We start from the raw sequence: 24216 nt of genomic DNA on the forward strand, positions 1-24216 counted from the left end.
CGAATCCTTAGAGCTTCGTGCCGAAGCGCAGCTTGTTGTGGTCGGGGTCGACGAGCAGGAACTCGCGCACACCCCAGGGCATGTCTTCGATGGCCTTGACGGGCTTCACGCCCTTGGCCGTGAAGGCGGCATAGACCGCGTCGGCGTCGGGCACCCAGAAGTAGACGGCGCCGCCGGGCGCGCAGTCGCCGGCGTGGCCGCTCAGGAAGATCGTCTGGCCGTCGCGCGTGATCTGCAGGAAGAGGGGCAGGCCGGGCTCGAACTGGTGCTGCCAGTCGATGCTGAACCCGAGCTGATCGATATAGAAGGCTTGCGCTCGCGCCGCGTCCGTCATGCGCAGCTGCGGGATGACGGTTTGGGTGTTCATCGGGCCACGGCGGTGGGCTGCAGGTCGGCAGCGCGCTTGGCCGCCGCGTCGAACTGCGGCCCGAACGGCGGGCGCTTCAGGTAGCGGCCCTTGCCTTGCTCGGCGCGCAGCTCGCCCCGAGCGAACACCACGCGGCCCTGCGCGATGGTGTGGCTGGGGATGCCACGCACCGTGCGGCCCTCGAAGATGTTGAAGTCGTTCCTGGAGAACTGTGTCTTGGCGCTCAACGTCTTGATGCCGGCCGGGTCCCACAGCACGAGATCGGCGTCCGATCCTTCGGCGATGACGCCCTTGCGCGGGTACATGTTGAACAGCTTGGCCGCGTTGGCGGAGGTGATGGCGACGAACTCGCTGGGGGTGAGGCGGCCCGAGTTGACGCCGGCATCCCACAGCACCGCCATGCGTTCCTCCACGCCGCCGCAGCCGTTGGGGATCTTGGCGAAGTTGTCCTTGCCCGCGGCCTTCTGTTCGGCGCAGAAGGTGCAGTGGTCGGTCGCCGTCGTGTGCAGCTGGCCCGACTGCAGGCCGCGCCACAGGAACTCCTGGTGGATCTTGGGGCGGAAGGGCGGGCTCATCACATAGGCGGCAGCCTTCTCGAACGACGGGTCGCGATAGACGCTGTCGTCGATCAGCAGATGGCCGGCCAGCACCTCGCCGTAGACCCGTTGGCCTCGCGCACGCGCACGCGCAATCGCCTCGGCGCTCTCGATGCAGCTCACGTGCACGATGTAGATGGGCACGCCCAGCACATCGGCAATCGCGATGGCGCGGTTGGCGGCCTCGCCTTCCACCATCGGCGGGCGCGACATCGGGTGGCCCTCGGGGCCGGTGATGCCCATCTTGGCGACCTCGGCCTGCAGCAGATAGACCAGCTCGCCGTTCTCGGCGTGCACGGTCGGCATGGCGCCGAGTTCGAGGGCACGCTTGAAGCTGTTCACCAGCGTCTCGTCGTCGCACATGATGGCGTTCTTGTAGGCCATGAAGTGCTTGAAGCTGTTCACGCCTTCCTCGCGCACGAGCGTGCCCATGTCGGCGTGGACCTGCTCGCTCCACCACGTCACGGCGACATGGAAGGCGTAGTCGGAAGCGCTCTTCTCGGCCCAGCCGCGCCACTGCTGGTAGGCGTCCATCAGCGGCTGCTGCGGGTTGGGGATGACGAAGTCGATGATGGAAGTCGTGCCGCCCGCCAGGCCAGCGGCGGTGCCGGTGAAGAAGTCGTCCTGCGTCACCGTGCCCATGAAGGGCAGCTGCATATGCGTGTGCGGGTCGATGCCGCCGGGCAGCAGGTACTGGCCGGTGCCGTCGAGCGTCGTGGTGCCGGCCGGTGCTTCGCGCGCGGCGCGTTCGCCAATGGCGGCGATGCGGCCGTCGACGCACAGCACATCAGTGCGGGACTCGGCGTCGGCATTGACGACGACGGCGCCGCGGATCAAAAGAGAAGAAGTCATGTCGCGCTCCTTGTGAGCGATTGGGGCTGGGTCTTGCCGGCCATCAAGGCGCCATAGACGATGGCGGCCAGCGCCAGGCCGGCAAACCACGCATAGGTGTAGATGGCCTTGAAGGCCGCACCGACCTCGGGGAAGGCCGCCGGGAAAGCGGCGTTCAGGAAGCCCGGGATATTGGGCGCCACGCCGACGGCGAAGGCGATGACGGCGGCGATGTTCCAGCCACCGCGATAGCTGTAGCGGCCGCCTTCGCGGTAGAGCTCGTCCACCGCCAGTTCGGTCTTGCGCAGCACGTAGTAGTCGACGATGAGGATGCCGGCCACCGGCCCCAGCAGCGCCGAGTAGCCGATCAGCCACGTGAAGATATAGCCCTGCGTGGACTCAAGAATCTTCCACGGCATCATGGCGATGGCGATGCCCGCCGTGAGCATGCCGCCGGTCTTGTAGCTGATGCGCCCCGGCGCCAATGCCGAGAAGTCGTAGGCCGGGCCGACCAGGTTGGCGGCGAGGTTGACGCTGACGGTATCGATCAGCAGCACCAGCAAGGCGATCAGCACCGCGGCACCGGTCATGCGGCTGGCCACGTCCACGGGGTCCCAAAGCGCCTTGCCGTAGATGACGACGGTGGCCGACGTGACGAACACGGCGAGCGCCGCGAGCAGGCCCATCGGCAGCGGCAGGCCGATGGCCTGGCCAATGAGCTGGTCGCGCTGGGTCTTGGCGAAGCGGGTGAAGTCAGGGATGTTCAGCGCCAGCGTGGCCCAGAAGCCCACCATGGCGGTCAGCGACGGCCAGAACACGGCGGAGAACTGGCCCGCCTTCTTGCCGCCTTCAACAAACGCAGACGGCTGGTCGAGGATGGGGCCGAAGCCACCGGCCTTGTCCCAGGCCCACCACAGCAGCACGAAGCAGATGACGATCTTGATCGGCGCCGTGTAGGTCTCGAGCTTGCGGATGGCTTCGATGCCGTGCACGACAAACCAGAACTGCAGGGCCCAGAACAGCAGGAAACAGCCCAGCTGCGCAGCGTTGATGCCCAGGCCCGGCAGCGGGTCGCCCGTGAGCGGATGCCCGATCAGCACGCCGGCCAGCGTGTAGATCATCTGGCCGCCAAACCAGGTCTGGATGCCGTACCAGCCGCAGGCGACCAGCGCCCGCAGCAGCGCCGGCAAGCGCGCGCCCTGTGTGCCGAAGGAGGCCCGCGCCAGCACCGCATATGGGATGCCGTACTTGGCGCCGGCATGGCCGATCAGCAGCATGGGCACCAGCACGATGAGGTTGCCCAGGAAGACCGTGCCGACCGCCTGGCTCCAGCTCATGCCCGACTCGATGAGGCTGGCCGCCAGCGTGTACGCCGGGATGCACATGACCATGCCCACCCACAGCGCCGCGAAGTGATACCAGCGCCAGGTTCGCTGGGCGGCCGTGGTCGGGACCAGGTCAGGATTGCTCAGCGTCGGATCGTTCATGGTCAGCTTCCGTCGAGTTCAGGTGTTCTGCGGGAAAGCAAATTGCGGGCCCTTGGGCAGGGAATCCGGCCAGCGCTGCATGACGGCCTTGTGCTTGGTATAGAAGCGCACCGCCTCGGGGCCATAGGCATGGTGGTCGCCGAACAGGCTGCGCTTCCAGCCGCCAAAGCTGTTGAAGGCCATGGGCACCGGCAGCGGCACGTTGACGCCGACCATGCCGACCTGGATGTGGTGCACGAACTCGCGCGCCACATGGCCGTCACGCGTGAAGATGGCGACGCCGTTGGCGTACTCGTTGGCTTCGATCAGTGCAATGGCAGCAGCCAGGTCGGGCACGCGCACGACGCACAGCACGGGGCCGAAGATTTCTTCCGTGTAGCAGCTCATATCGGCCGAAACACCGTCCAGCAGCGTGCCACCGACGAAGAAGCCGTCCTCGAAGCCGGCCACGCGGTGGCCACGGCCATCAACGACGGCCTTCGCACCGGCCGCCACGCCTTCGCCGATCAGCTTCTCCACGCGCTGCTGTGAAGCCCGCGTGATCAGCGGCCCCATCTCGATGCCGCTGCCATGGCCTTCACCGATCTTCAGCGCGGCCACCTTGGGTGCCAGCGCCGCCACCAGCGCATCGGCCGCATCGCCCACCGCCACGGCCACCGAGATCGCCATGCAGCGCTCGCCGGCCGAGCCGTAAGCCGCGCCCATCAATGCATCGACGGCCTGCTCCAGGTCGGCGTCGGGCATGACCACCATGTGGTTCTTCGCGCCGCCCAGCGCCTGCACACGCTTGCCGTGCGAGCTGCCCACCTTGTAGATGTGCTCGGCCACCGGCGTGGAGCCGACGAAGCTGACCGCGGCGATGCCGGGGTGGGCGAGGATGGCGTCGACGATTGTTTTGTCACCCTGCACGACGCTGAACACGCCGTCGGGCAGGCCGGCTTCCTTCAGCCATTGCGCCATCAAGAGCGACGCCGACGGATCGCGCTCACTGGGCTTCAAGATGAAGGCATTGCCGCAGCCGATGGCCAGCGGATACATCCACATGGGCACCATGGCGGGGAAGTTGAACGGCGTGATGCCGGCGACGACACCCAGCGGCTGGCGCACGCTCCAGGCGTCCAGGCCGCGCGCGATCTGCTCGGTGTACTCGCCTTTGAGCAGCTGCGGCATGGCCGTCGCGAACTCGATGTTCTCGATGCCGCGGGCCACTTCGCCCAAGGCATCCGGCATGGTCTTGCCATGCTCGCGCACCAGCGCGGCGGCCAGTTCTTCGCGCTTGTCCTGCACGATGGACAGGAACTTGAACAGCACGCGGGAGCGGGCCAGTGCCGGCGTCTGGCCCCAGGCCTTGGCGGCCTTGGCAGCGGACGCGACCGCGGCGTCCAGGTCGGCCACGCTGCCCAGCAGCAGCTTGCCCTGCACCGCGCCGGTGGCGGGGTTGTAGATGTCCTGCTGGCGCTCGCCGCTGCCGCGCGTGATGGCGCCGCTGATCCAATGACCGACTTCGTAGGGACTCATCTCGATTCCTTCAAGTGCATCCGGCACTCATCGGGTTGTTCGGGTGCGTGGTCCAGTTCGCATAGCTGCCGTCGATGACGCGACCCGTGCGCGCATCCGTCTCGCCGGGCTGCAGCGCGCGCATCGAGATGGTGCCAGGGACCGGGCAGATCGACACGCAGAGATTGCAACCGACGCATTCCGCGTCGTTGACCTCGAAATGGCGCTGGCCATTCTTGGTGGCAAAGATGGCCTGGTGCGACGTGTCCTCGCAGACGACATGGCAGCGCCCGCACTTGATGCAGCTGTCCTGGTCGATGACCGCCTTCTCGACATAGTTCAGGTTGAGCTGGTTCCAGTTCTTCACGGTCGGCACCGCGCGGCCCTGGAAGTCGGCAATGCTTTTGTAGCCCTTCTCGTCCATGAAGGTGTTCAGGCCCGAGCACATGTCCTGCACGATCTTGAAGCCGTAGACCATGGCCGCGGTGCAGACCTGCACCGTGCCGCAGCCCATGGCGATGAACTCGGCGGCGTCGCGCCAGGTGGTGATGCCGCCAATGCCACTGATGGGCAGGCCGGCCGTGGTCGGGTCGCGTGCGATCTCGGCCACCATGTTGAGCGCGATCGGCTTGACGGCCTGGCCGCAGTAGCCGCCGTGCGAGCCCAGGCCGTCGGTGACGGGGCTCATCGTCATGCGGTCCAGGTCCACGCCCATGACCGAGTTGATGGTGTTGATGAGGCTGACCGCATCCGCGCCGCCGGCGTGGGCGGCGCGCGCCGGGAAGCGCACATCGGTGATGTTGGGTGTCAGCTTGACGATGACGGGCATCTTCGTGTGCTTCTTGCACCACTCTGTCACCTGCTGGATGTACTCCGGCACCTGGCCTACGGCCGAGCCCATGCCGCGCTCGCTCATGCCGTGCGGGCAGCCGAAGTTCAGCTCCACGCCGTCGGCGCCGGTGTCGGCCACGCGCTCCAGGATCGCCTTCCAGCTCGCCTCGTTCACCGGCACCATCAGCGACACGATCATGGCCCGGTCGGGGAAGTCGCGCTTCACACGCTTGATCTCGTCCAGGTTGATCTGCAGCGGCCGGTCGGAGATCAGCTCGATGTTGTTGAAGCCGATGACGCGGCGGTCCTGGCTCCACAGCGTCGCGTAACGCGGGCCGTTGACGTTGACGACCGGCGGGTCCTCGCCCAGCGTCTTCCAGACCACGCCGCCCCAGCCGGCCTCGAAGGCGCGGCGCACGTTGACCTCCTTGTCGGTCGGCGGTGCGGACGCGAGCCAGAAGGGATTCGGGCTCTTGATGCCCAAAAAGTCGGTGCTCAGGTCAGCCATTCGCGGCCTCCGTGTCCATGTGGCGGGCGGTGTTCAGGCCCAGGGCGCGGTCAATGCTGACGGCGGCGCGTTTGCCGTGTTCGACGGCTTCGACAGTCAGGTCCCGGCCACCAGCGCGGCAATCGCCGCCGGCCCAGACGCGGGCCAGGCTGGTTTGCCCGTCCGCATCGGTCTTGATGCGCCCGCCTTCCAGCTCGATGGCAGCGCCGGCCGCTTCGGCCTGGTAGGTCTGGCCGATGGCGCGCAGCACCATGTCGGCCTCGATGAAGAACTGCTCGCCGGTGTCGACGAGCTTGCCGCCTTCCAGCTTCGTCGCTGCAAAGCGCATGCCGCGCAACGCGCCGCTGTCGGCCTCGACGCCCAGCGGACGTGCCCAGCAGCGGATGGTCACGCCGTTGGTCTGTGCCCAATGCTGTTCGTGGGTGGAGGCCGACAGGCCGTCCGGCCCGCGGCGGTAGACCATGGTCACCTGTTCGGCGCCCAGCAGCCGGCTTTGCACGGCGGCGTCCACCGCCGTCATGCCGCCGCCGATGACGACGACCCGGCGGCCCACGGTGACGATCTCGGGCGCGTTCTGGCGCAGTTCGGCGATGAAGTCGACCGCGTTGCGCAGGCCGGTGACCTGGGGCTCGGCAATGCCCAGCGCATTCACGCCGGCCAGGCCCAGGCCCAGGAAGACGGCGTCGTATTCGGAGAGCAGGCCGTCGAGCGTGATGTCGCGGCCGAGTCGACAGTTGAGCTTCGGCGTGATGCCGCCGATGGACAGCAGCCAGTCAATCTCCTTTTGCGCAAAGCCGCCCGCCACCTTGTACGTGGCCAGGCCGTACTCGTTCAGGCCGCCCAGCTTGGGTGCTGCGTCGAACAGCACGACGTCGTGCCCGCGCCACGCCAGGCCATGGGCCGCAGCCAGGCCGGCCGGCCCGGCGCCAACGACGGCGATGCGCCGGCCCGTCGGCATGCCGCGTTCGAACAGCGGCTTGGCGCCGGGGTTGGCGAAGTGACCCTCCACCGCATAGCGCTGCAGCATGCCGATCTCCACCGGCTTGCTCTCATTGGTGTTGCGCACGCAGGCCTGCTCGCACAGCACCTCGGTCGGGCAGACGCGGGCGCACATGCCGCCCAGCGGGTTGGCCGTCAGGATGGCCTCGGCCGCGCCGCGCACGTTGTCCTGCGCCACGCGCTGGATGAAGCTGGGGATGTCGATGCCGGTCGGGCAGGCCGTCTGGCAGGGCGCGTCATAGCAGTAATAGCAGCGCTCCGCCTCGATCAGCGCCTGCGTCCGGTTCAGCGGCGGATGCGCGTCGGCAAAATTCTGCGCGTAGTCATCGGGCGTCAGGCGCCCGGATTTCAGATCGGCAAGGTCCACGGGAATCTCCGGGTGGAAAACACCCAAACATTACTACTCCGTAAAAATTGACCTAAGCGTAAAAACCCGCAGCTTCAGCTTGGTGCGCGCCGTCAGAATGCGGGCATGACCGTGACCGCTGCCGCGCGCACCCCGCGCGCCGCCACCCTGCGCAAGCAGGAGGCCATCCTCGCTGAAGCCGAACGCCAGTTCGCCCGATACGGATTCGAAGGTGTCAGCCTCGACAGCATCGCTGCCGTGCTCGATCTGTCGCGCCAGAACCTGCTCTACCACTGGCCCAGCAAGGAGGAGCTTTACCGCGCCGTGCTGGACAGCGTCATGGGCGAGTGGATGGCCAACATGAATGCCATCACCGAGGCCGACGAACCCGAAGCCGCCATCCAGACCTATGTGTCGGCAAAACTACGGTTCAGCCGCGATCGGCCGAGTGGCAACGCCGTTTTCACGCGCGAGATCATGGCCGGCGCACCGCGCTACCAGGACGTGCTCAAGGCCCAGGTCATGCCGCTGCTGCATGCCGACGTGGCGCGTTTCGAGGGCTGGGCGGCCGAGGGCCGCATCCGGCGCGTCGATTTCACGCATCTGATGTTCCTGATCTGGTCGTCCACCCAGGCCTATGCCGACCTGGGGCCGCAGTTCGCCCTCTACATGGGCAAGCCCGCGTTGGAGGAAGAGGACTTTGACCGTGCCCGCGAGCTGATCACGGGGCTGATCTGGCGCAGTCTGAAAGTGGCCTGATGAAGCGTCGCAGCCTGCTGATGGGGTTGATGCTGGCGGCCGGCCTGGCCCAGGCCGCCCCGCCGGCCGAGCTGGTCGCGCAGCTCAAGGCCCAGTCGGACGCCTGGGACCAGGCCATCGTCCGCCGGGACCGCGCCGCCATCGAGGCCAACATGGCCGACGATTTCCGCCAGATCGACGGCCGCGGCAATGTCGAGACCAAGGCCAGCTTTGTCGAAGGGCTGGTCTCGCCCGACCTCGTCATCGACCCCTACACCGTCGAGGACTTCGAGGTGCGCGCCTATGGCGACACGGCCCTGCTCAGCGGCCGCACGCGCATGACGGGCCGCTATCAGGGGCAGGCGTTCAAGAGCCATTACCGCTACATCGACATCTACGTGAAGCGCGGCGGCGCCTGGAAGATCGTCAGCGTGCAGATCAGCCGCATCCCCGAACCCTGACCTGCTGGCCAGCGGGGTGCGGCAGTTGCGCGCGCGGCTCAACCTGTCGACCCGTCCTCGTCTTCATACATGACCCACCGGCCCTTGCCGGTGCGCTTGCCGGCCAGCATGGCCCGGTCGGCGCAGGTGATCAGGGTGTTGACGTCGCGCCCATGCCGCGGGTACATGGCCACGCCGATGCTGATTCCCACCCGGGCCTCGCCGCCGCCCGGCAGGAGGACGGGCGCTTCGAAGGCGGTCAGCAGCCGGTTCAGCGCATGCCTTTCGTCGTAGAGCCCGTTGAGCTGGTTGAGCACCAGCACGAACTCATCGCCGCCGATGCGTGCCACCACGTCGTTGCCGCGCACGCTGGCGCTCAGGCGCTCGGCGGTGATGCGCAGCAGCGCGTCGCCGGCGTCATGGCCCTGGGCGTCGTTGACGGCCTTGAAGCCGTCCAGGTCCAGATAGCAGACCGCCAGCCAGCGGTCGTTGCGTTCGGCGTCGCGCAGCAGGAAGGCCAGCCGCTCGAACAGCAGGTGCCGGTTGGGCAGGCCGGTCAGCATGTCGTGGAAGGCCAGGTGGCGGGCCTGCTCCTCGCTGTGCTTGATGGCGGTGATGTCCAGCATCAGCCACAGCGACTCGCCGTCCGGCAGGGCCGTGCCGCTCAGGTCGATCCAGACCGGGCTGCCGTCCTTGCGCCGCATGCGCAGCTGCGTGCGGTAGCGTTGCGGCGTCTCCAGGCACTGGTAGGCACGGCCGACCTCGGCGTAGGACTCATCGTCGAGATAGAGCAACCGCGAGGACTGGCCGCTCAGCTCCCCAGGCTCGTAGCCGAACAGCCGGTCCAGGGCGGCGTTGTGCCAGACCTCGCTGCGGCCGTGCAGCCTGACCATCGCCACCAGCTCGTTGTCCAGCAGCGCGCCGCGCTCGGCGGCCAGCAGCTCGACGCGGCTGCGCTCCTGCACCTGCCGGGCCTGGGCGCGGTAGATGAAGACCGAGAACGCGACCAGCACCGCCTCCAGCAACAACAGCAGCGCGGCCAGCACGCCGACCTCCCGGCGCCAGCCGGCGTAGAAGTCCTCGGTGGCCAGGCCCGCCAGCATCAGCATCGGGTAGTCGGGCACGGCCTCGTAGGCGGTGGCGCGTTCCACGCCATCCAGCGCCGTGCGCGTGACAAAGCTGCCCTGCTTCGGGTTTGCGGCCAGTGCCGCGCGCAGCTGTTCGGACACCCGGGTTGTGCCGGTGCCGGCCTCGGGGTTGGCGTCCAGTGGTGAATACCGCGCGATCAGCTGCAGCGAGCTGGAGCGCAGCGTCACGGCCCCCTGGGCGCCGATGCTGGCACGCTTGAAATCGTCCCGGAAATGCTCCGTCTTGATGCTGGCGTAGACCACGCCCAGGAAGCGGCCATCCGCGGCCGTGCGGGCGCGTGCCAGGACCAGGCCCCAGCCACCAATGATGCGCCCGCGCTGGGGCTCGGAAACGGCCGTGCGCGTCGGGTCGGCCTGCGCCGCGCGGAAATAGTCGCGGTCGGCCATGGACACGGCCGGCCTGTCGCCGGGGTTGAGCACCAGGCCGTTGGCGTCGGTCACGCGCAGCGCATCGATGGTGGGCACCAGGGCCCGCTGCTCCTCGGCAATGCGCGCGATCTCGCGAAGGTCCGCCCCCTTGGCCGGCAGCTCATCCAGCCGCTTCAGCAAGGACTGCAGGCTGTTGTCCACCAGCCTGAAGCCCGCGCTGACGTTCTGCCCCAGCGTGTGCGCCAGATTGGCCGCCGTTTGGCGCGCCTGCGCCTCATGGGTCTGCTGGCTGGCATAGGCGACCCGCAGCGCGACCAGGACAACCATCGCCAGGATGACGAGGTTGCCGAGGATCAGGTAGCGCTTGAAGCGCAGCAGGCTTGCAGAGATTCGCCAGGGCATGCGAAGGCAAAGTCAGGGGTTGGTATGTGGTTTGCCCTCCCCGGCTGCCCCATGCTAGCCCAGCCGCGGTGCTTTCAGTGCCAGCCGGCGTCGCGCGCGGTGCGCTCCTGCTCGGCGTTGAGGGCTTCGCCGGCGATGAGCCCGTCCATCGCACCCAGCACGGCGGGTGGCAGGGCGGTGGCGGCCTGGCGCATGCCGGTGCCGGGCGTGGGCGCCACGGCCGCGACCTGCTGCAAGGCCCAGGCGCCGTCGCCGTCGCGGCAGGCCAGGCCGGCCGAGGCGGTGGTCGTGAAGCTGCGGCAGTAGCGGCCGTCCCTGGCCTTGAAGCTGACCTGCACGGCCACTGCGCCGCCTGGTGCGCTGGCGAGCTGGCGGTCCAGCGCCTGGGCGATGGCGCCGGTGGCGACAAGGCGGTTTTCATCGGTCGCGCCCGGTGGCGTCAGGCGGGTGCCGATCAGCGTGCCCAGCAGCAGCGTTGCGGCCATGCCGCCCCAGGCGGCCCAGCTGGACATGGCACGCCGCTGGGCGCGCACGGTGCCGAGGTCCACGACCTGCGCGGCCGGCTCGGCCAGCAGGGCCTTGAGCCGCTCCGGCACAGGCTCCTTCAGCACGCCGTCAAAGGCGGCGGCCAGGCGGCGGCGCTCGGCTTTCAGTTGATCCTCGTTCATGTTCATGGCCACTCTCCCAGCAGTTCCTGCAGCGCCTCGCGGGCGCGGGCGACGCGGCTCGTCACGGTGCCGACCGGCACGCCCAGCGTCTCGGCGGCTTCCTGATAGCTCAAGCCCTCGACCAGCACCAGGCCGACCACCGTGCGGTGCTCGTCGCTCAACTTGGCTACGGCCTTGCGCACGAGGATGGCGTCCAGCGGCGCGCCCGTCATGGCGCCGTCGCCGACGTGCTCGCCTTCCTCCTCGGGCAGGAAAGTCTGGCCGCGCCGTTCACGGGCCCTCAGTTCATCGATCCACGCGTTCTGCATGATGCGAAACATCCAGCTGTCCAGACGCGTTCCAGGCGTCCACTGGTCGGTGCGGTTCAGCGCCTTCTCGATGGCGACCTGCACAAGGTCGTCGGCGTCTTCGCGGGAGTGGGCCAGCGTGCGGCCGAAACGGCGCAGCCGCGGCAGCAGGGCAGCAATTTCCTGGCGAAGTTCGGAAAGGTTCTCGGGCATCGATACAGGGACAACGGACGAGGCATGGATTTTGTTCCCTCCCTCGCTCGTTATCCTCACAAAAGCTGTTGCGACGCCATGAAACCTCTTCTCGCTCTGACCCTCGCCGCCCTGGCCGTGCCGGCCCAGGCCCAACTGCGCCTGCCGCAACTGCCGGGCGTGTCGCGCCTGCCCGGTGTGGTGGACCGTGTCGTGGACCGCGTCGTGCAACCCCTGCCCGAGCTGCTGTCGTCGACCACGCAGCTGGTGGACCTGCGCGCGACGACGGTGCGCGACCTGCTGCAGCGCCATTCGGACGTCGTCGAGGCCGACCCGCGCGGCGAGCTGATGCGCCGCCGCGAACTCGTGCTGCTCTCGCCCAGCGATGCCGCCTTGGCCGCAGCGGCGGCCCTGGGCCTCATCAAGCTGCGCGAGGAGGCCTGGCCCGAGCTGGAACTTCGCGAGGTCGTGCTGAGTGTGCCCGCGAGCCTGGGCACGGCCGAGGCGCTGGACAAGCTGCGCGCCGCCCAGCCCGATCTGCAGGCCGACTTCAACCATCTGTATTCGCGCAGCGGGGAGCTCGTGCCCGGTGCTGCTGTCGCCCCGGCCAGACCGCGCGGCCCGGTGCGGGTGGGCCTCATCGATGGTGGCGTGGACCGCCGTCACACCGCCCTGCGCCATGCGGCCGGCGGCAGCTTCGGCTGCGCTGGCAGCGTGGTGGCGAGCGAACATGGCACGGCCATCGCCTCCCTGCTCGTCGGCCGCGACCGCGGCTTTGCGGGCGCTTCACCCAAGGCCGAGCTGTTTGCTGCCGACGTGTACTGCGACAAGCCCGACGGCGGCTCGGCCGAGGAGGTCGTGCGCGCGCTGGCCTGGATGGCGCGCGAGCGTGTCGCCGTCATCAACCTGAGCCTGGTCGGCCCACCGAACCGGCTGCTGGAGCAGGGCGTCGCGGCCCTGGTCAAGCGCGGGCATCTGCTGGTCGCGGCGGTCGGCAACGACGGCCCGGCCGCGCCGCCGCTGTTCCCGGCTTCCTATGCCGGCGTCGTCGGCGTGACCGGCGTCAACCCATCGCGCCGCGTGCTGCCCGAGGCGGCGCAGGGGCCACAGGTGCTGCTGACGGCGCCGGGCGCCGATGTCGCCGTGGCCCGCAGCGGAGGCGGCTATGGCATCGCGCGCGGCACCTCGTTCGCGGCACCGCTGGTGGCGGGCCTGCTTGCTGCGGAACTGCGCGAACCCGACCCGGTGGCCGCTGCGGCAGTGCTGGAGCGCCTGGCCGCCTCAGCCATCGACCTGGGCGCGCCCGGGCGCGATCCGGTCTATGGCCGCGGCCTCGTGGGCGAGGACCTGCGGGTGGTGCCCGAGCAGTTGCAGGCGCGCCAGGCGCGCTGAAACACAAGGTTGCATCTGGGCGCGGAAGGATGTCTGGGCGGTGGTCGTTGTGATCAGTGAAAGGGCCGGAATGGCTGGCTCTTCCGCAACAACCACCCGGAGATCCATCATGTTTGCAACCCGTCGCACCCAAGTTCTTCGCACCACGCTGAGCATCGCCGCTGTTGCAGCCGGCCTGCTGGCTTCCAACGCTCACGCCGGCCTGCTCGGCGGTGGTGGCGGTCTCACCGGCGGCTTGACCGGCGGCCTGAATGGCGCGCTATCGCCCCGCCAGCTCGATGTCGGTGGCCGCGCGAACGGCAATGCCAGCGGCTCGGCGGACGGTTCCCTCGTCAAGGGCACGCTGGACAAGACCAAGGGCGCCGTCGGCGGCGTCAAGGACACGGCGACGGCCAAGGTCGGCGAGGTGAAGTCCACCGCGACCGACAAGGTGGGTGAGCTGAAGGCCGCCGGCGATGGCGCCAAGGACTCGCTGGGCAATGCTGCCGGCACTGCATCCGGCAGCGCCGATGGCAGCGTCAGCGGTGCGCTCAACGGCACGGCGGGCGGCGTCAGCGGCAGCCTGGCCGGCCAGGGCAGCGGCATGCTGAATGGTGCGCTGAGCCGTGGCGATACGCCGGCCGCGACGACGCCGGCCAACCCGGCCACGCCGGCCACGCCGACGGCCACGACGCCGGCCGCGCCCACGGCCTCCACCACGCCCGCCGCCGCCTCGCCGCTGACGCTGGGGGGTGCCGCCGCGGGCAGCGCCAGCAAGAAGGAAGTCAGCGGCAATGCGAGCGGCCAAGCCACCGGCCGCCAGACCCAGGCTGCGGGCGGCGCCTCGGCCAAGGCCTCGCGCACCGACCAGTCGCTGGCAGTGGACGGCACGGCCAATGGCTCGGTCAAGCGCTGAGCGGCCTGCGGGCTGATGGACAAGGGCGGCTTTCGGGCCGCCCTTGTGTTTGTCAGCCGCGCCGCTTCAGGCGAACCATGGCGATACCGCTGCACAGCACCGTGAACCCCAGCAGCACGGCGAACGCCATCTCCGGCCCGATGTAGCGGAACTTGTCCACCCCACCAGCGGCGAACACGAGCTGGTTCAGATGGAACTGCGGCCACCACGGGGCCTGGAAGTACATCGACTTGGGCAGCGGAAAGAACACGCCCGACAGGTAAAGCCCCGGCAGGTAGAGCAGGTGGGCATAGGCCGGCGCGGCCGAGCCGCTGGCCAGCACGCCCACCATCAGCCCCATCGCGCAGAACGGGATGGCGCCGGCGATCAGCACGGCACTCATGGCGGCAAGCTGGCCGGCGCTCAACATGGCCTGGCCGCTGGCGGCGGTGACGACGAGGATGGGCAGGTAGGCGATCACGCCCGTCACGACGCCGGCAATGATCTTGGCGGTGAGCCAGGCGCCGGGCGGCGCAGGTTGGGCGCGCTTGAGGGTCAGCAGGCCCAGCTCGCGCTCCATCGCGATGGACGGGCAGGTGGCGAACACGGCGGCCATGGTCACGGCCATCAGCGAGAAGCCGGCGAACATGAAGCGCGCGGCGTCGGGGTCCTTGGCGGTCTGCTCGCCGGCCACCGCGAAGGCGAACAGCAGGTAGAGCGCCACCGGCAGCACGAACATCGGCAGCGCAAAGGCCGGAGCGCGCAGCAGGCGCAGCAGTTCGAGGCGCATCTCGACGACATAGGGTGAGGCCCGGCGCGGGGTCGGCGCGCGGTCCAGGCGATAGGTCAAGGTGGTCATGCGGCCTCCCGGGTCAGTTCGTTGAATGCCTCATTGAGCCCGGCCTGTTTCACTTCCAGGCGCGACAGCTGAGGATCGGCGGTGAGCAGGCGGCGTACGACGCTTTCGGCATCGGTGGCGACGATGGCGAGCTGGTCGTGGTCGCAGCTCACATCCACCACGCCGGGCCACTGGCGCACGTCGCCTGGCACCAGCGATGTCTCGCAGCGGATGTGGCGGCGCGACACCAGCGCACGCATCTCGGCCACGCTGCCCGAGGCGATGACGCGCCCCTTGCCCAGCACGGCCACGCGGGTCGCCAGCGCCTCGGCTTCTTCCAGGTAGTGCGTCGTCAGCAGGATGGAGCAGCCTTCTTGCAGCAGCGCGCGGATGTTGGCCCACATCAGCTCGCGGGCCTGGATATCGAGACCGACGGTGGGCTCGTCCAGGAACAGCACCCGAGGGCGCCCGCAGACGGCGATGGCGAACTGCACCTGGCGCTTCTGGCCGCCGGAGAGCTTGCCGTAGGGCCAGTTGGCCAAGGCCGTGATGCCGCCGCGTTCCAGAGCCTCTTTCACGCCCAGCGGCTGCTGGTAGTAGCTGGCCGAAAGCGCGACCAGCTCGTGCACCTTGAGGTCCTTGGGAAGCTCGACGTCCTGCATCATGACGCCCAGCCCCTGGCGCCGCGCAATCTCCTGCGGCGAGCCGCCGAGCAGGCGCACGATGCCGGCGTCGGCGTCGTGCAGGCCCAGCCACAGCGAGATGGCGGTGGACTTGCCGGCGCCGTTGGGGCCGAGCAGTGCGAGCAGCTCGCCGCGCCTGAGCTGCAGGTCGACGCTGCTGAGTGCCTCCAACTTGCCGTAGCGCTTGGACACGCCGCACAGCGAGGCGACGACGTCATCGGTCATCGGTTCTTCGACGGGTTCCACCACTGCATGACGCGGATAGGCGCGACCATTGAGCACTTTGCCAATGACCGTCGAGCGCACCAACCAGTGATAGCTCAGCAGCAGCACGGCGAGGCTGCCCAGCAGGACGAGCGGGTACTTCGCGCCCCAGTGCAACGGCCAGTCGCCCACCCAGACTTGCAAGGCGCACACCAACGGCAGGTGGACGAGGTAGATCCAGTAGGACGCATCGGCCACGTAGCGCAGGGCCGGGCTGTGGCCGGACAGGAAACGCAGCGCGAGGCCCGTGATGGCGAAGGTCCACGACCAGGCCGATGCAACGAAGGACAGCGCGAAGACCAGCTTCGGCGTATCGGGCATGCCGAACGGCGGCTGGGTTTTCAGGATGTAGAGGCAGACGGCCGAGGAAGCGATGGCCAGCGCCAGATGCAGCAGCCAACCTGCGCCCAGCGCCGCCAGCGCACCCGGCGCGCGATGCACCAGCCAGCCGAATATGAAGGCCGTGCCGAAGCCGACGGTGGCGGACAGTTGCGGGATCAGCGACTGGTCGGGCGTGGGGATGCCGACCGCGGGTATCCACATCTGCAGGGACAGCAGGCAGCCCGCGAGTGGCAGGCCCAGCAGCAGCGCACCGGCCGGCCAGCGCAGCGCAGCGGTCGTGACGCGGTCCACCCAGCCGCGCAGCACCTGGCCCCGGTCCAGCGCCGCGATGGCACTGCGCAGCAGCAGGGCGCCGGCATACAGCCACAACAGCTGGTAGAGGAACCACAGATGGAACAGCGGCAGCGCGCCAAAGGTCTTGGGCATTTCCGGAGGGGCCGGCGGCGCGCCGTTGAACACCTTCTGCATGCCCGCTCCCCACACGAAGATGATGGCGACGAACATCAGTGGCCAGCCGACGACCAGCGGCACGGCGATGCGCTTGCCGCGGTTGAGCCAGAAGCCGGCGGTGCCCAGCTTCTGGTGCTGCAGCCGCGCGAAGTAGCCGGCGATGAAGAAGAACAGCGTCATGCGAAAGCTGTGCGCGACGAAGGCCGCGTCGCCCAGGAAGGCACTGGGCGAGTTGTCGCTCATGGCCCATAGCCCCTTGGGAATGCCGGGGATGAAGGACATGCTGGCGTGAAAGGCCACGCCCAACAAAAGGGCAAAGCTCCGCACTGCGTCGAGGGCGTGCAGCCTCTCGCCGTTGGGTTGTGAAGTCATGGTGTTTCCCTAGAGGAAGTCGCGCCGACGTGCGGCGCTGAACAGGGGCAGGGACAGGGCGAGGAGGGTCAGGGCCAGTTCGGCGGCGACGAGCTGCCAGAACGTGGCGTTCCAGACGGGGGAGGCGCCCTGCATGTGCTGCCCCATCGCGGGAATGCGGCCGACGCCCATCATGAAGAGCGAGACCGACATGTTCGTGAGGATGATGACGCCGCCCATGCCCGCCTCGGAGCTGATGTTCAGCGCGGCGCACAGCACCAGCGCGAAGTTCAGCAGCAGGAAGACGCACAGCAGCACGGCGTAGGGCAGCAGCCCGTCGGCGATGCCCGGCATGACCAGGATCAACGCCAGCGCGCCTGCGCTCAGCAGCGCCCAGGGCAGCAGGAAGCACACGAGCAGGCCCAGCAGCTTGGCGCGCACATAGTCGCCTGGCGACAGCGGCAGGCTCAGCACGAACAGCAGCGAACGGTCCTTGCGCTCGGAGGCGACTCCGAACAGCGCCAGCATGACGCCCAACGCAATGATCGCCGTCAGCCAGACGATGAAGCCGACGTTGAAGCCCACCTCGCCGCTGGCCGCGGTCAGCAGCCCGGCAAAGCCGGCAGCGGTGGCGCCGACCAGCAGCCAGCGGTAGAGGTACAGCTCCTTGGCGACGAGCTTGCGGGTAAGCAGGTTCATGGCCGTGCCTCCAGCGCTTGCCGGCTGTGCATGACGGTGGCGACGAAGACTTCTTCCAGGCTCATGCGGTGCACCTCCTGCACAGGCTCGCCGAGGCGGGCGAGGAAGTCGTCGCTGAAGCCGTCGACCGTCAAGGTGACGTTGGGGCCGTCCGCGTCGCGGTGGACGATCTCCGGCAGCCGCCAATCAGGAATCCCGTGCGGGAGCCGCAGGCGCAGCGTGCGCCAACGCTCGAGGAAGTCCTCCTTGTTGTTCGACGCGACGACGCGGCCACGGTCGATGAAGGTGATGCGGTCGGAGATGCGCTCCACATCCACCGTGTTGTGCGACGAGAACAGGATGGAGCGGCTGTCGTCGCGCAGCACGTCCATGAACTCGGTCAGCAGCTCCTGGCGGGCCACCGGGTCCATGCCCGACGTGGGCTCGTCCAGCACCAGCAGGCGTGGGCGCCGCGCGAGCGCCAGCAGCAGCAGGGCCTTGGCCTGCTCGCCCGTGGACAGGCTCTTGGCCATCTGCCCCCCATGCAGGCCGAAGCGCTTCAACAGCGTGGCGGCGTAGGTTGCGTCCCAGCCGGGGTAGAGGGACGCGACGAAGTCCATATGCCAGGCGAGTGTGGCCTGCGGCAGCAGCTTCATGTCGTCGCTGACGAAACCGACGTCGGCCTTGGCGGCGGCCTGCTGGCTTGGCATGTCATGGCCGAGCAGTCGGATGCTGCCGGCGTCGGGCGTCAGCAGGCCCATCAGCAGCCGGATGGTGGTGCTCTTGCCGGCGCCGTTCGGGCCGACGAGACCCATGATCTGGCCCTGTTCGAGGTCGAGGGACACGTTCTCCAGCGTGAAGAAGCGGAACGCCTTGCGCACGCCGGTCATCTCTATTGCCTTGGCGCTCATGCTTCGGGCTCCTGGTTGTTCAGCGCGCTGCGCAGTCGGTCGATCAATTCGGGCTCGGGCATGGCCAGCGACCTGGCAATCTCGCCGGCCGCGGCGAGGTGGGTGTCGAGCTGGGCCAAGCGCATGTCCTTGGCCAGCCCTTGCGCATCGGCCACGAAGGAACCCTTGCCATGGCGGGTGACGATGACGCCCTCGGATTCCAGGTCCAGGTAGGCACGCTTGACGGTGATGACACTGACCCGCAGGTCCGCCGCCAGCGCGCGGATGGACGGCAGTTCCTGCCCCGCCGGCCAGTCCCCGGCGGCCACGCGCTGGCGGATCTGCTCGACGATCTGCAGGTACATCGGCCTCGCATCGGTCTGCGAGATGAAGAGGTTGCTGTGCATAATGTGTATACACAGAATATATGCACAATCCGGCGAACGCAAGCGGCGGAATGCAAAGAGCGGCCCGCGGGCCGCTCTTGCCGGGCGAAATCAACCGCCGCTTAGAGTTTCAGCAGGGCCTCAAGATTCACGCGCAGCTTGAATTCCGCAGGTGCCAGGCTTGCCGAGATAGCCTGGGCGGGGAGCCGCGTGTCACGCGGCACGGGGTTGCTCAGTGGGCTGCCGCTCTTGCCGATCAGCGCGGCCACCAGCGGCTCATTGGCGCTGAAGCCGCGCTTGAACACGATGCCCACCTCCCCATTGGCGAGGCGCACGATGCTGCCCGGCGGGTACAGACCCACGGTCTTGATCAACGCTGCGCCGGCTTCGTCGGGCTGGCCGAATTCATCCAGGAAGACGGCCCGCGCTGCCGCGGCACCGCTCATGGCCTGGCGGCTGCGGCGGGGCGACAGCCGCGCGCCGAAGAGGTCGATGCGGCGCAACAGCCGGGCCAGCCTCTCGCCATCGCTGCGGCCGGCCAGCGGGCCTGGGCCGGCTTCGTGATGCAGGCGTACGGCAGTCAGCCAGACCGGATCGGCGACGCCGACCTGGGCCAGGCGTTGCGCGGCGCGGTCGCCGTGGGCCGCCAGGGCCTGGCGCTGGGCGGGCGTGGCGGCGTCGAGCTGGTTGGCCAGCCGGTCATGGGCCGGGCCGGCGCCGTAGTTCATCGTCAGCGCAGCGCCCTGCAGCGCGCTGCGCAGTTCCGGTGCCAGTTGCATCTGCTGGGCGACCAGGTCGCAGAGCAGCAGCGTCAGCAGCGCGTGGCGGGCGCTGTAGTCGCCGAATTCCTGGCTGCTCTCGAAGATCAGCAGCATCAGGGTCGCGTCAGGGTGGGCGTGCAGGCGCTTCAATGCGGTGTCGCGCAGCGCGGCCAGCCGGGCGGTGAAATCAACCGGATCGGCCTCGCGCAGCAGGCTGTGGGTGTGCAGCAGCAGGTTGGACCAGGTCTCGCGCGGGCCGAGTTCCACCTTGGTCGGCGCCAGGGTGTCGAGCCGGAAACTGCCGTCGGCCTTGACGATGTCGGACAGCGGCACGTCCTGCATGACCATGGTGTCCAGGCGATGGGCCAGCGCGCGCTGGTACTCCATCGTGTCCGATGAGTTCACCCAGGCGCCGCCGTCGACCAGGCTGCGCACCAGCGGCGAGTCGCGCAGCACCTGGCCACGCGCGAACAGCAGCTTGCCGCTGGCGTCGAACAGGTCGTAGGGCAGGGTCATGCCCAGCCGCAGCGTGCGGCTCGGTAGAGGGATGAGGTCAGAGGCCATGGATTGAGGCATTCTCAACGGCCTTCGGCTTGCGCAAGCCAATCTTGAGCGTTGGCGAAGGGGTGGCTGCGTAGAATTCCCGGCCATCCGAGGAGCGCTGCGACGGGTTTCTTGCCTGCCAGGCTCGGATTTGTTGAAACGGCGCTCATCGATCCTCTGCCTGAGCCTCATCGATGACCACCCCGCCTGCACTGAAACTCTCCGGCCTCGAGCCCGTCGCCATCGACGCCGGCAGCCTGTTCGTCAACATCGGCGAGCGCACCAACGTCACCGGTTCCAAGGCCTTTGCCCGCATGATCCTGGCCGGCCAGTTCGAGCAGGCGCTGGCCGTGGCGCGCCAGCAGGTCGAGAACGGCGCCCAGGTCATCGACATCAACATGGACGAGGCCATGCTGGACAGCCAGGCGGCCATGGTGCGCTTCCTGAACCTGATCGCCGGCGAGCCCGAGATTGCGCGCGTGCCGATCATGATCGACTCGTCCAAATGGAGCGTCATCGAGGCCGGCCTGAAGTGCATCCAGGGCAAGGGCATCGTCAACTCCATCAGCCTGAAGGAAGGCGAGGCTGAGTTCAAGCGCCAGGCCAAGCTGGTGAGGCGCTTCGGTGCGGCCGCGGTCGTGATGGCCTTCGACGAGAAAGGCCAGGCCGACACCTTCGCGCGCAAGACGGAGATCTGCGAGCGGGCCTACCGCTTCCTCGTCGACGAGGTGGACTTCCCGCCCGAGGACATCATCTTCGACCCCAACATCTTCGCCATCGCGACCGGCATCGAGGAGCATGACAACTACGCCGTGGACTTCATCGAAGCCACGCGCTGGATCAAGCAGAACCTGCCCGGCGCCAAGGTGTCGGGCGGCGTGTCCAACGTGTCTTTCAGCTTCCGCGGCAACGAGCCGGTGCGCGAGGCCATCCACACCGTCTTCCTGTACCACGCCATCCAGGCGGGCATGGACATGGGCATCGTCAACGCCGGCATGGTGGGCGTTTACGACGACCTCGACGCCGAGCTGCGCGAGCGCGTCGAAGACGTGGTGCTGAACCGCCGTGCGGACGCCGGTGAGCGCCTCATCGAGATTGCCGATCGCGCCAAGAGCGCCGGCAAGGACGACTCGGCCCGCCTGGCCTGGCGCGCGGGCGACGTCAACCAGCGGCTGTCGCACGCGCTGGTGCATGGCATCACCGACTTCATCACCGAAGACACCGAGGAAGCCTGGCAGGCCATCCTGGCCGGTGGTGGCCGGCCGCTGCACGTCATCGAAGGTCCGTTGATGGCCGGTATGAATGTCGTCGGTGACCTGTTCGGCSMGGGCAAGATGTTCCTGCCGCAGGTGGTGAAGWGCGCGCGCGTGATGAAGCAGGCCGTGGCCCACCTGCTGCCCTACATCGAGGAAGAAAAGCGCCTGCTCATCGAAGGCGGCGGCGATGCCAAGCCCAAGGGCAAGATCGTCATCGCCACCGTCAAGGGCGACGTGCACGACATCGGCAAGAACATCGTCACGGTGGTCCTGCAGTGCAACAACTATGAGGTCGTCAACATGGGCGTCATGGTGCCAGCCCAGGACATCCTCAAGAAAGCCAAGGAAGAGGGCGCGGACATCATCGGCCTGTCCGGCCTCATCACGCCGAGCCTGGAAGAGATGCAGCACGTCGCGGCCGAGATGCAGCGCGACGAGTACTTCAGCAGTCGCCACATGCCGCTGCTGATCGGTGGCGCGACGACGAGCCGCGTGCACACGGCCGTGAAGATCTCGCCGCACTACGACGGCCCGGTGGTCTACGTGCCCGATGCGTCGCGCGCCGTGGGCGTGTGCACCGAACTGCTCAGCGATGACCGCGCCGCGGCCTACATCGCCGAGTTGAAGGCCGACATCGAGAAGACGCGTCAACTGCACGCCAGCAAGAAGCAGACGCCGCTGGTCACTCTGGCGCAGGCGCGCGCCAACAAGGCCGTGCTGGACCTGAGCCGGGTCGCGCCCGCCCCGAAGTTCACTGGCCGGCGCGTGCTGAGGAACCTCGATCTTGCCGAGCTGGCCCGCTACATCGACTGGGGGCCTTATTTCCAGACCTGGGACCTCGCTGGCCCCTATCCGGCCATCCTCGATGACGCAGTGGTTGGCACGGAAGCGCGCAAGGTGTTCGCCGACGCTAAAGGAATGCTGAAGAAGATCATCGACGGCCGCTGGCTGCAGGCGCACGCGGTGTTCGGCCTTTACCCGGCGGCGCGCATCAACGACGACGACATCGAGATCCGCAGTGAGCCGCCCATGACCTGGCGCGGCCTGCGCATGCAGTCCGAGCGGCCGGTCGTCGAAGGCGTGAAGCGACCCAACCGCTGCCTGTCCGATTTCGTTGCGGAAGAGGGCGACCACGTCGGCATGTTCGCCGTCACCGCGGGCCTGGGCGTCGACAAGAAGGAGGCGGACTTCCTCGCGACGCATGACGACTACTCGGCCATCATGCTCAAGGCCCTGGCCGACCGCCTGGCCGAGGCCGCCGCCGAGTGGCTGCACGAGCGCGTGAGGCGTGAGTTCTGGGCCTATGCGCCGGCCGAGTCGCTGAGCAATGCAGAGCTCGTGGCCGAGAAGTACGAAGGCATCCGCCCCGCGCCCGGCTATCCGGCCTGCCCCGATCACCTCTCCAAGCGCGACCTGTTTCGCGTGCTCGCGCCCGACGAGATCGGCATGGGCCTGACCGACAGCATGGCAATGACGCCGGCGGCCAGCGTCAGCGGCTTCTACCTGGCCCACCCGGACGCGGCGTACTTCAATGTCGGCCGCATCGGCGACGACCAGCTCGCCGACTGGGCCGTGCGCTGTGGCTTGGACGAGACCGAGGCGCGCCGCGCGCTGGCGCCGCTGTTGGGCTAGGTCGACACCCTGGGCCTGAAGCGGTTTCGTCCTACAGGGAGGGCCGCTGTAGGGGCGGCATGCTTCGGGTCATACCAACCACATCGGAGGCCCCATGTCGACCCCCATGAATTCCGTCAAGTCCACGCAGATCGTCGCCGGCGTCGCCGTCGTGCTGGCGCTGCTCGGTGGCGCCTATGCAGTGGGCCGGTCGCAGACGGTCACCAGTGAGCCGATTGCCGCGACGACACAGCAGCAGACCACCGCCGCACCGCAACGGCTGGCCAGTGCCGACCCGGTACGCCAGGCCCAGCCGGCGCCCGTGGTTGAAACCCAGGCCCCGCCCGCGCTGTGCGACAGCTGCGGCCGCGTGACCGACGTGCATACCGAGGCGCGCCGTGGCAAGGGCAGCGGCGTCGGTGCCGTGGGCGGCGCCGTCGTCGGCGGCCTGCTGGGCAATATGGTGGGTGGCGGCAACGGCAAGAAGCTCGCCACCGTGGCGGGCGCCGTGGGTGGCGGTTATGCCGGCAACGAGATCGAGAAGAACCAGAAGAGCTACAACGTCTGGATCGTGCAGGTGCGCGAGCGTGATGGCCGTCTGCGCCGCTTCGAGCGCAGCGCCGACCCGGGCCTGCGCGTCGGCGATGAGGTCAGGCTGACCGAGAACGGCTTCGTGCGCGCCTGACGCGACGCGAAGCCAGGGCAGGGCGGGTTCCAAGGAGTGATGCGATGAAGTTGCTGATTGCCACCGCGGCCCTGGCGGCCACCCTGTCCACTGCCGTGCGTGCCGAGGACAACCCCGCCCCGGTGCTGTCCATCCCGACACAGGCCCAGCGCAACGCGCTCTGTGACGGCTGCTTGTGGGTGCAGGAAATCCACAGCGAGACCCGCAAAGGCAAGGGCAGCGGCCTGGGTGTCGTGGGTGGTGCCGTCATTGGCGGCCTGCTGGGCAACCAGGTGGGTGGCGGCACCGGCAAGAAGCTGGCGACCGTCGGTGGTGCCGCGGCCGGCGGCTATGCCGGCAACGAGGTCGAGAAGAACGCCAAGAAGTCCACCGTCTGGGTCGCGCAGGTCGTCGATCGCCATGGCCGTATGCGCAGCGTCGAACTCGGCGCCGATCCCATGCTGAGAGCCGGTGACACCGTGCGCGAGAAAGACGGCCAGCTCGTCAGGCCCTGACGAGGAGGCCCC

Annotated in this window: 22 protein-coding genes and 1 riboswitch; of the genes, 7 read left to right on the forward strand and 15 right to left on the reverse strand. The window is 68.4% G+C overall.

Features of this window, described 5'->3' with window-relative positions:
• Positions 1-7: 7 nt before the first annotated feature.
• Genes ACXJKJ_RS13900 through ACXJKJ_RS13925 form a run of 6 tightly spaced genes read right to left on the reverse strand, consistent with a single transcriptional unit; the run spans position 8 to position 7483 of the window.
• On the reverse strand, positions 8-367 hold the full coding sequence (locus ACXJKJ_RS13900; RefSeq protein WP_457320458.1) for a bleomycin resistance protein: 360 nt from the start codon (positions 365-367) through the stop codon (positions 8-10).
• The gene (gene hydA, locus ACXJKJ_RS13905; protein ID WP_457390524.1) at positions 364-1815 is read right to left on the reverse strand and encodes a dihydropyrimidinase; all 1452 of its coding nucleotides are present in this window, start codon (positions 1813-1815) and stop codon (positions 364-366) included. The genes ACXJKJ_RS13900 and hydA overlap by 4 nt, the downstream gene beginning before the upstream one ends.
• Complete coding sequence (locus ACXJKJ_RS13910) at positions 1812-3281, reverse strand: NCS1 family nucleobase:cation symporter-1 (protein WP_457390525.1); 1470 nt, start codon at positions 3279-3281, stop codon at positions 1812-1814. Before ACXJKJ_RS13910 ends, hydA begins: the two co-directional genes overlap by 4 nt.
• 18 nt (positions 3282-3299) lie before the next feature.
• On the reverse strand, positions 3300-4799 hold the full coding sequence (locus ACXJKJ_RS13915; protein ID WP_457390526.1) for a CoA-acylating methylmalonate-semialdehyde dehydrogenase: 1500 nt from the start codon (positions 4797-4799) through the stop codon (positions 3300-3302).
• A 10-nt stretch (positions 4800-4809) separates the two neighbouring features.
• Positions 4810-6117: an NAD-dependent dihydropyrimidine dehydrogenase subunit PreA gene (gene preA / locus ACXJKJ_RS13920; protein WP_457390527.1), complete on the reverse strand. Its 1308-nt coding sequence runs from the start codon at positions 6115-6117 to the stop codon at positions 4810-4812.
• Positions 6110-7483, reverse strand: a complete 1374-nt coding sequence (locus tag ACXJKJ_RS13925; RefSeq protein WP_457390528.1) for an NAD(P)-dependent oxidoreductase — start codon at positions 7481-7483, stop codon at positions 6110-6112. The genes preA and ACXJKJ_RS13925 overlap by 8 nt, the downstream gene beginning before the upstream one ends.
• 105 nt (positions 7484-7588) lie before the next feature.
• Here ACXJKJ_RS13925 and ACXJKJ_RS13930 point away from each other — a divergent pair, with 105 nt between their 5' ends.
• Both ACXJKJ_RS13930 and ACXJKJ_RS13935 read left to right on the forward strand, forming a co-directional pair.
• Entirely contained in the window at positions 7589-8221 is a 633-nt protein-coding gene (locus ACXJKJ_RS13930; RefSeq protein ID WP_457390529.1) for a TetR family transcriptional regulator C-terminal domain-containing protein, read from the forward strand.
• Complete coding sequence (locus ACXJKJ_RS13935) at positions 8221-8661, forward strand: nuclear transport factor 2 family protein (protein WP_457390530.1); 441 nt, start codon at positions 8221-8223, stop codon at positions 8659-8661. The genes ACXJKJ_RS13930 and ACXJKJ_RS13935 overlap by 1 nt, the downstream gene beginning before the upstream one ends.
• A 38-nt stretch (positions 8662-8699) precedes the next feature.
• Here ACXJKJ_RS13935 and ACXJKJ_RS13940 read toward each other — a convergent pair whose 3' ends face one another.
• The 3 genes from ACXJKJ_RS13940 to ACXJKJ_RS13950 form a co-directional block, all read right to left on the reverse strand.
• The gene (locus ACXJKJ_RS13940) at positions 8700-10559 is read right to left on the reverse strand and encodes a diguanylate cyclase domain-containing protein (protein ID WP_457390531.1); all 1860 of its coding nucleotides are present in this window, start codon (positions 10557-10559) and stop codon (positions 8700-8702) included.
• A 74-nt stretch (positions 10560-10633) separates the two neighbouring features.
• Entirely contained in the window at positions 10634-11233 is a 600-nt protein-coding gene (locus ACXJKJ_RS13945) for a hypothetical protein (protein ID WP_457320474.1), read from the reverse strand.
• Complete coding sequence (locus ACXJKJ_RS13950; protein ID WP_457320476.1) at positions 11230-11727, reverse strand: RNA polymerase sigma factor; 498 nt, start codon at positions 11725-11727, stop codon at positions 11230-11232. Before ACXJKJ_RS13950 ends, ACXJKJ_RS13945 begins: the two co-directional genes overlap by 4 nt.
• A 78-nt stretch (positions 11728-11805) precedes the next feature.
• Here ACXJKJ_RS13950 and ACXJKJ_RS13955 point away from each other — a divergent pair, with 78 nt between their 5' ends.
• Both ACXJKJ_RS13955 and ACXJKJ_RS13960 read left to right on the forward strand, forming a co-directional pair.
• Positions 11806-13098 carry a S8 family serine peptidase gene (locus tag ACXJKJ_RS13955; protein WP_457390532.1) on the forward strand — a complete coding sequence of 431 codons (1293 nt, stop codon included), beginning with the start codon at positions 11806-11808 and terminating at the stop codon, positions 13096-13098.
• A 109-nt stretch (positions 13099-13207) separates the two neighbouring features.
• Complete coding sequence (locus ACXJKJ_RS13960) at positions 13208-13993, forward strand: hypothetical protein (protein WP_457390533.1); 786 nt, start codon at positions 13208-13210, stop codon at positions 13991-13993.
• 52 nt (positions 13994-14045) lie between these two features.
• Here ACXJKJ_RS13960 and ACXJKJ_RS13965 read toward each other — a convergent pair whose 3' ends face one another.
• The 6 genes from ACXJKJ_RS13965 to ACXJKJ_RS13990 form a co-directional block, all read right to left on the reverse strand.
• Entirely contained in the window at positions 14046-14831 is a 786-nt protein-coding gene (locus tag ACXJKJ_RS13965; RefSeq protein WP_457390534.1) for an ABC transporter permease, read from the reverse strand.
• Positions 14828-16921 (reverse strand): ATP-binding cassette domain-containing protein, encoded by a 2094-nt coding sequence (locus tag ACXJKJ_RS13970; protein ID WP_457390535.1) that lies wholly within the window; start codon positions 16919-16921, stop codon positions 14828-14830. The genes ACXJKJ_RS13965 and ACXJKJ_RS13970 overlap by 4 nt, the downstream gene beginning before the upstream one ends.
• 9 nt (positions 16922-16930) lie before the next feature.
• Positions 16931-17599, reverse strand: coding sequence for a hypothetical protein (locus ACXJKJ_RS13975; RefSeq protein WP_457390536.1), 669 nt, complete (start codon positions 17597-17599; stop codon positions 16931-16933).
• Positions 17596-18489: an ABC transporter ATP-binding protein gene (locus ACXJKJ_RS13980; RefSeq protein ID WP_457390537.1), complete on the reverse strand. Its 894-nt coding sequence runs from the start codon at positions 18487-18489 to the stop codon at positions 17596-17598. Before ACXJKJ_RS13980 ends, ACXJKJ_RS13975 begins: the two co-directional genes overlap by 4 nt.
• The gene (locus ACXJKJ_RS13985; protein WP_457390538.1) at positions 18486-18875 is read right to left on the reverse strand and encodes a GntR family transcriptional regulator; all 390 of its coding nucleotides are present in this window, start codon (positions 18873-18875) and stop codon (positions 18486-18488) included. Before ACXJKJ_RS13985 ends, ACXJKJ_RS13980 begins: the two co-directional genes overlap by 4 nt.
• 101 nt (positions 18876-18976) lie before the next feature.
• Complete coding sequence (locus ACXJKJ_RS13990) at positions 18977-20179, reverse strand: HD-GYP domain-containing protein (RefSeq protein WP_457390539.1); 1203 nt, start codon at positions 20177-20179, stop codon at positions 18977-18979.
• Between the two features lie 83 nt (positions 20180-20262).
• Positions 20263-20333, forward strand: a riboswitch (S-adenosyl-L-homocysteine riboswitch).
• A gap of 19 nt (positions 20334-20352) precedes the next feature.
• Here ACXJKJ_RS13990 and metH point away from each other — a divergent pair.
• The 3 genes from metH to ACXJKJ_RS14005 all read left to right on the forward strand — a co-directional run bounded on the left by metH (position 20353) and on the right by ACXJKJ_RS14005 (position 24204).
• Complete coding sequence (metH, locus tag ACXJKJ_RS13995; RefSeq protein ID WP_457390540.1) at positions 20353-23046, forward strand: methionine synthase; 2694 nt, start codon at positions 20353-20355, stop codon at positions 23044-23046.
• A gap of 94 nt (positions 23047-23140) precedes the next feature.
• The gene (locus ACXJKJ_RS14000) at positions 23141-23710 is read left to right on the forward strand and encodes a glycine zipper 2TM domain-containing protein (RefSeq protein ID WP_056192176.1); all 570 of its coding nucleotides are present in this window, start codon (positions 23141-23143) and stop codon (positions 23708-23710) included.
• 44 nt (positions 23711-23754) lie between these two features.
• The gene (locus tag ACXJKJ_RS14005) at positions 23755-24204 is read left to right on the forward strand and encodes a glycine zipper 2TM domain-containing protein (protein ID WP_457390541.1); all 450 of its coding nucleotides are present in this window, start codon (positions 23755-23757) and stop codon (positions 24202-24204) included.
• Positions 24205-24216: the final 12 nt, after the last annotated feature.

This window comes from Roseateles sp. P5_E1, from assembly GCF_054049335.1.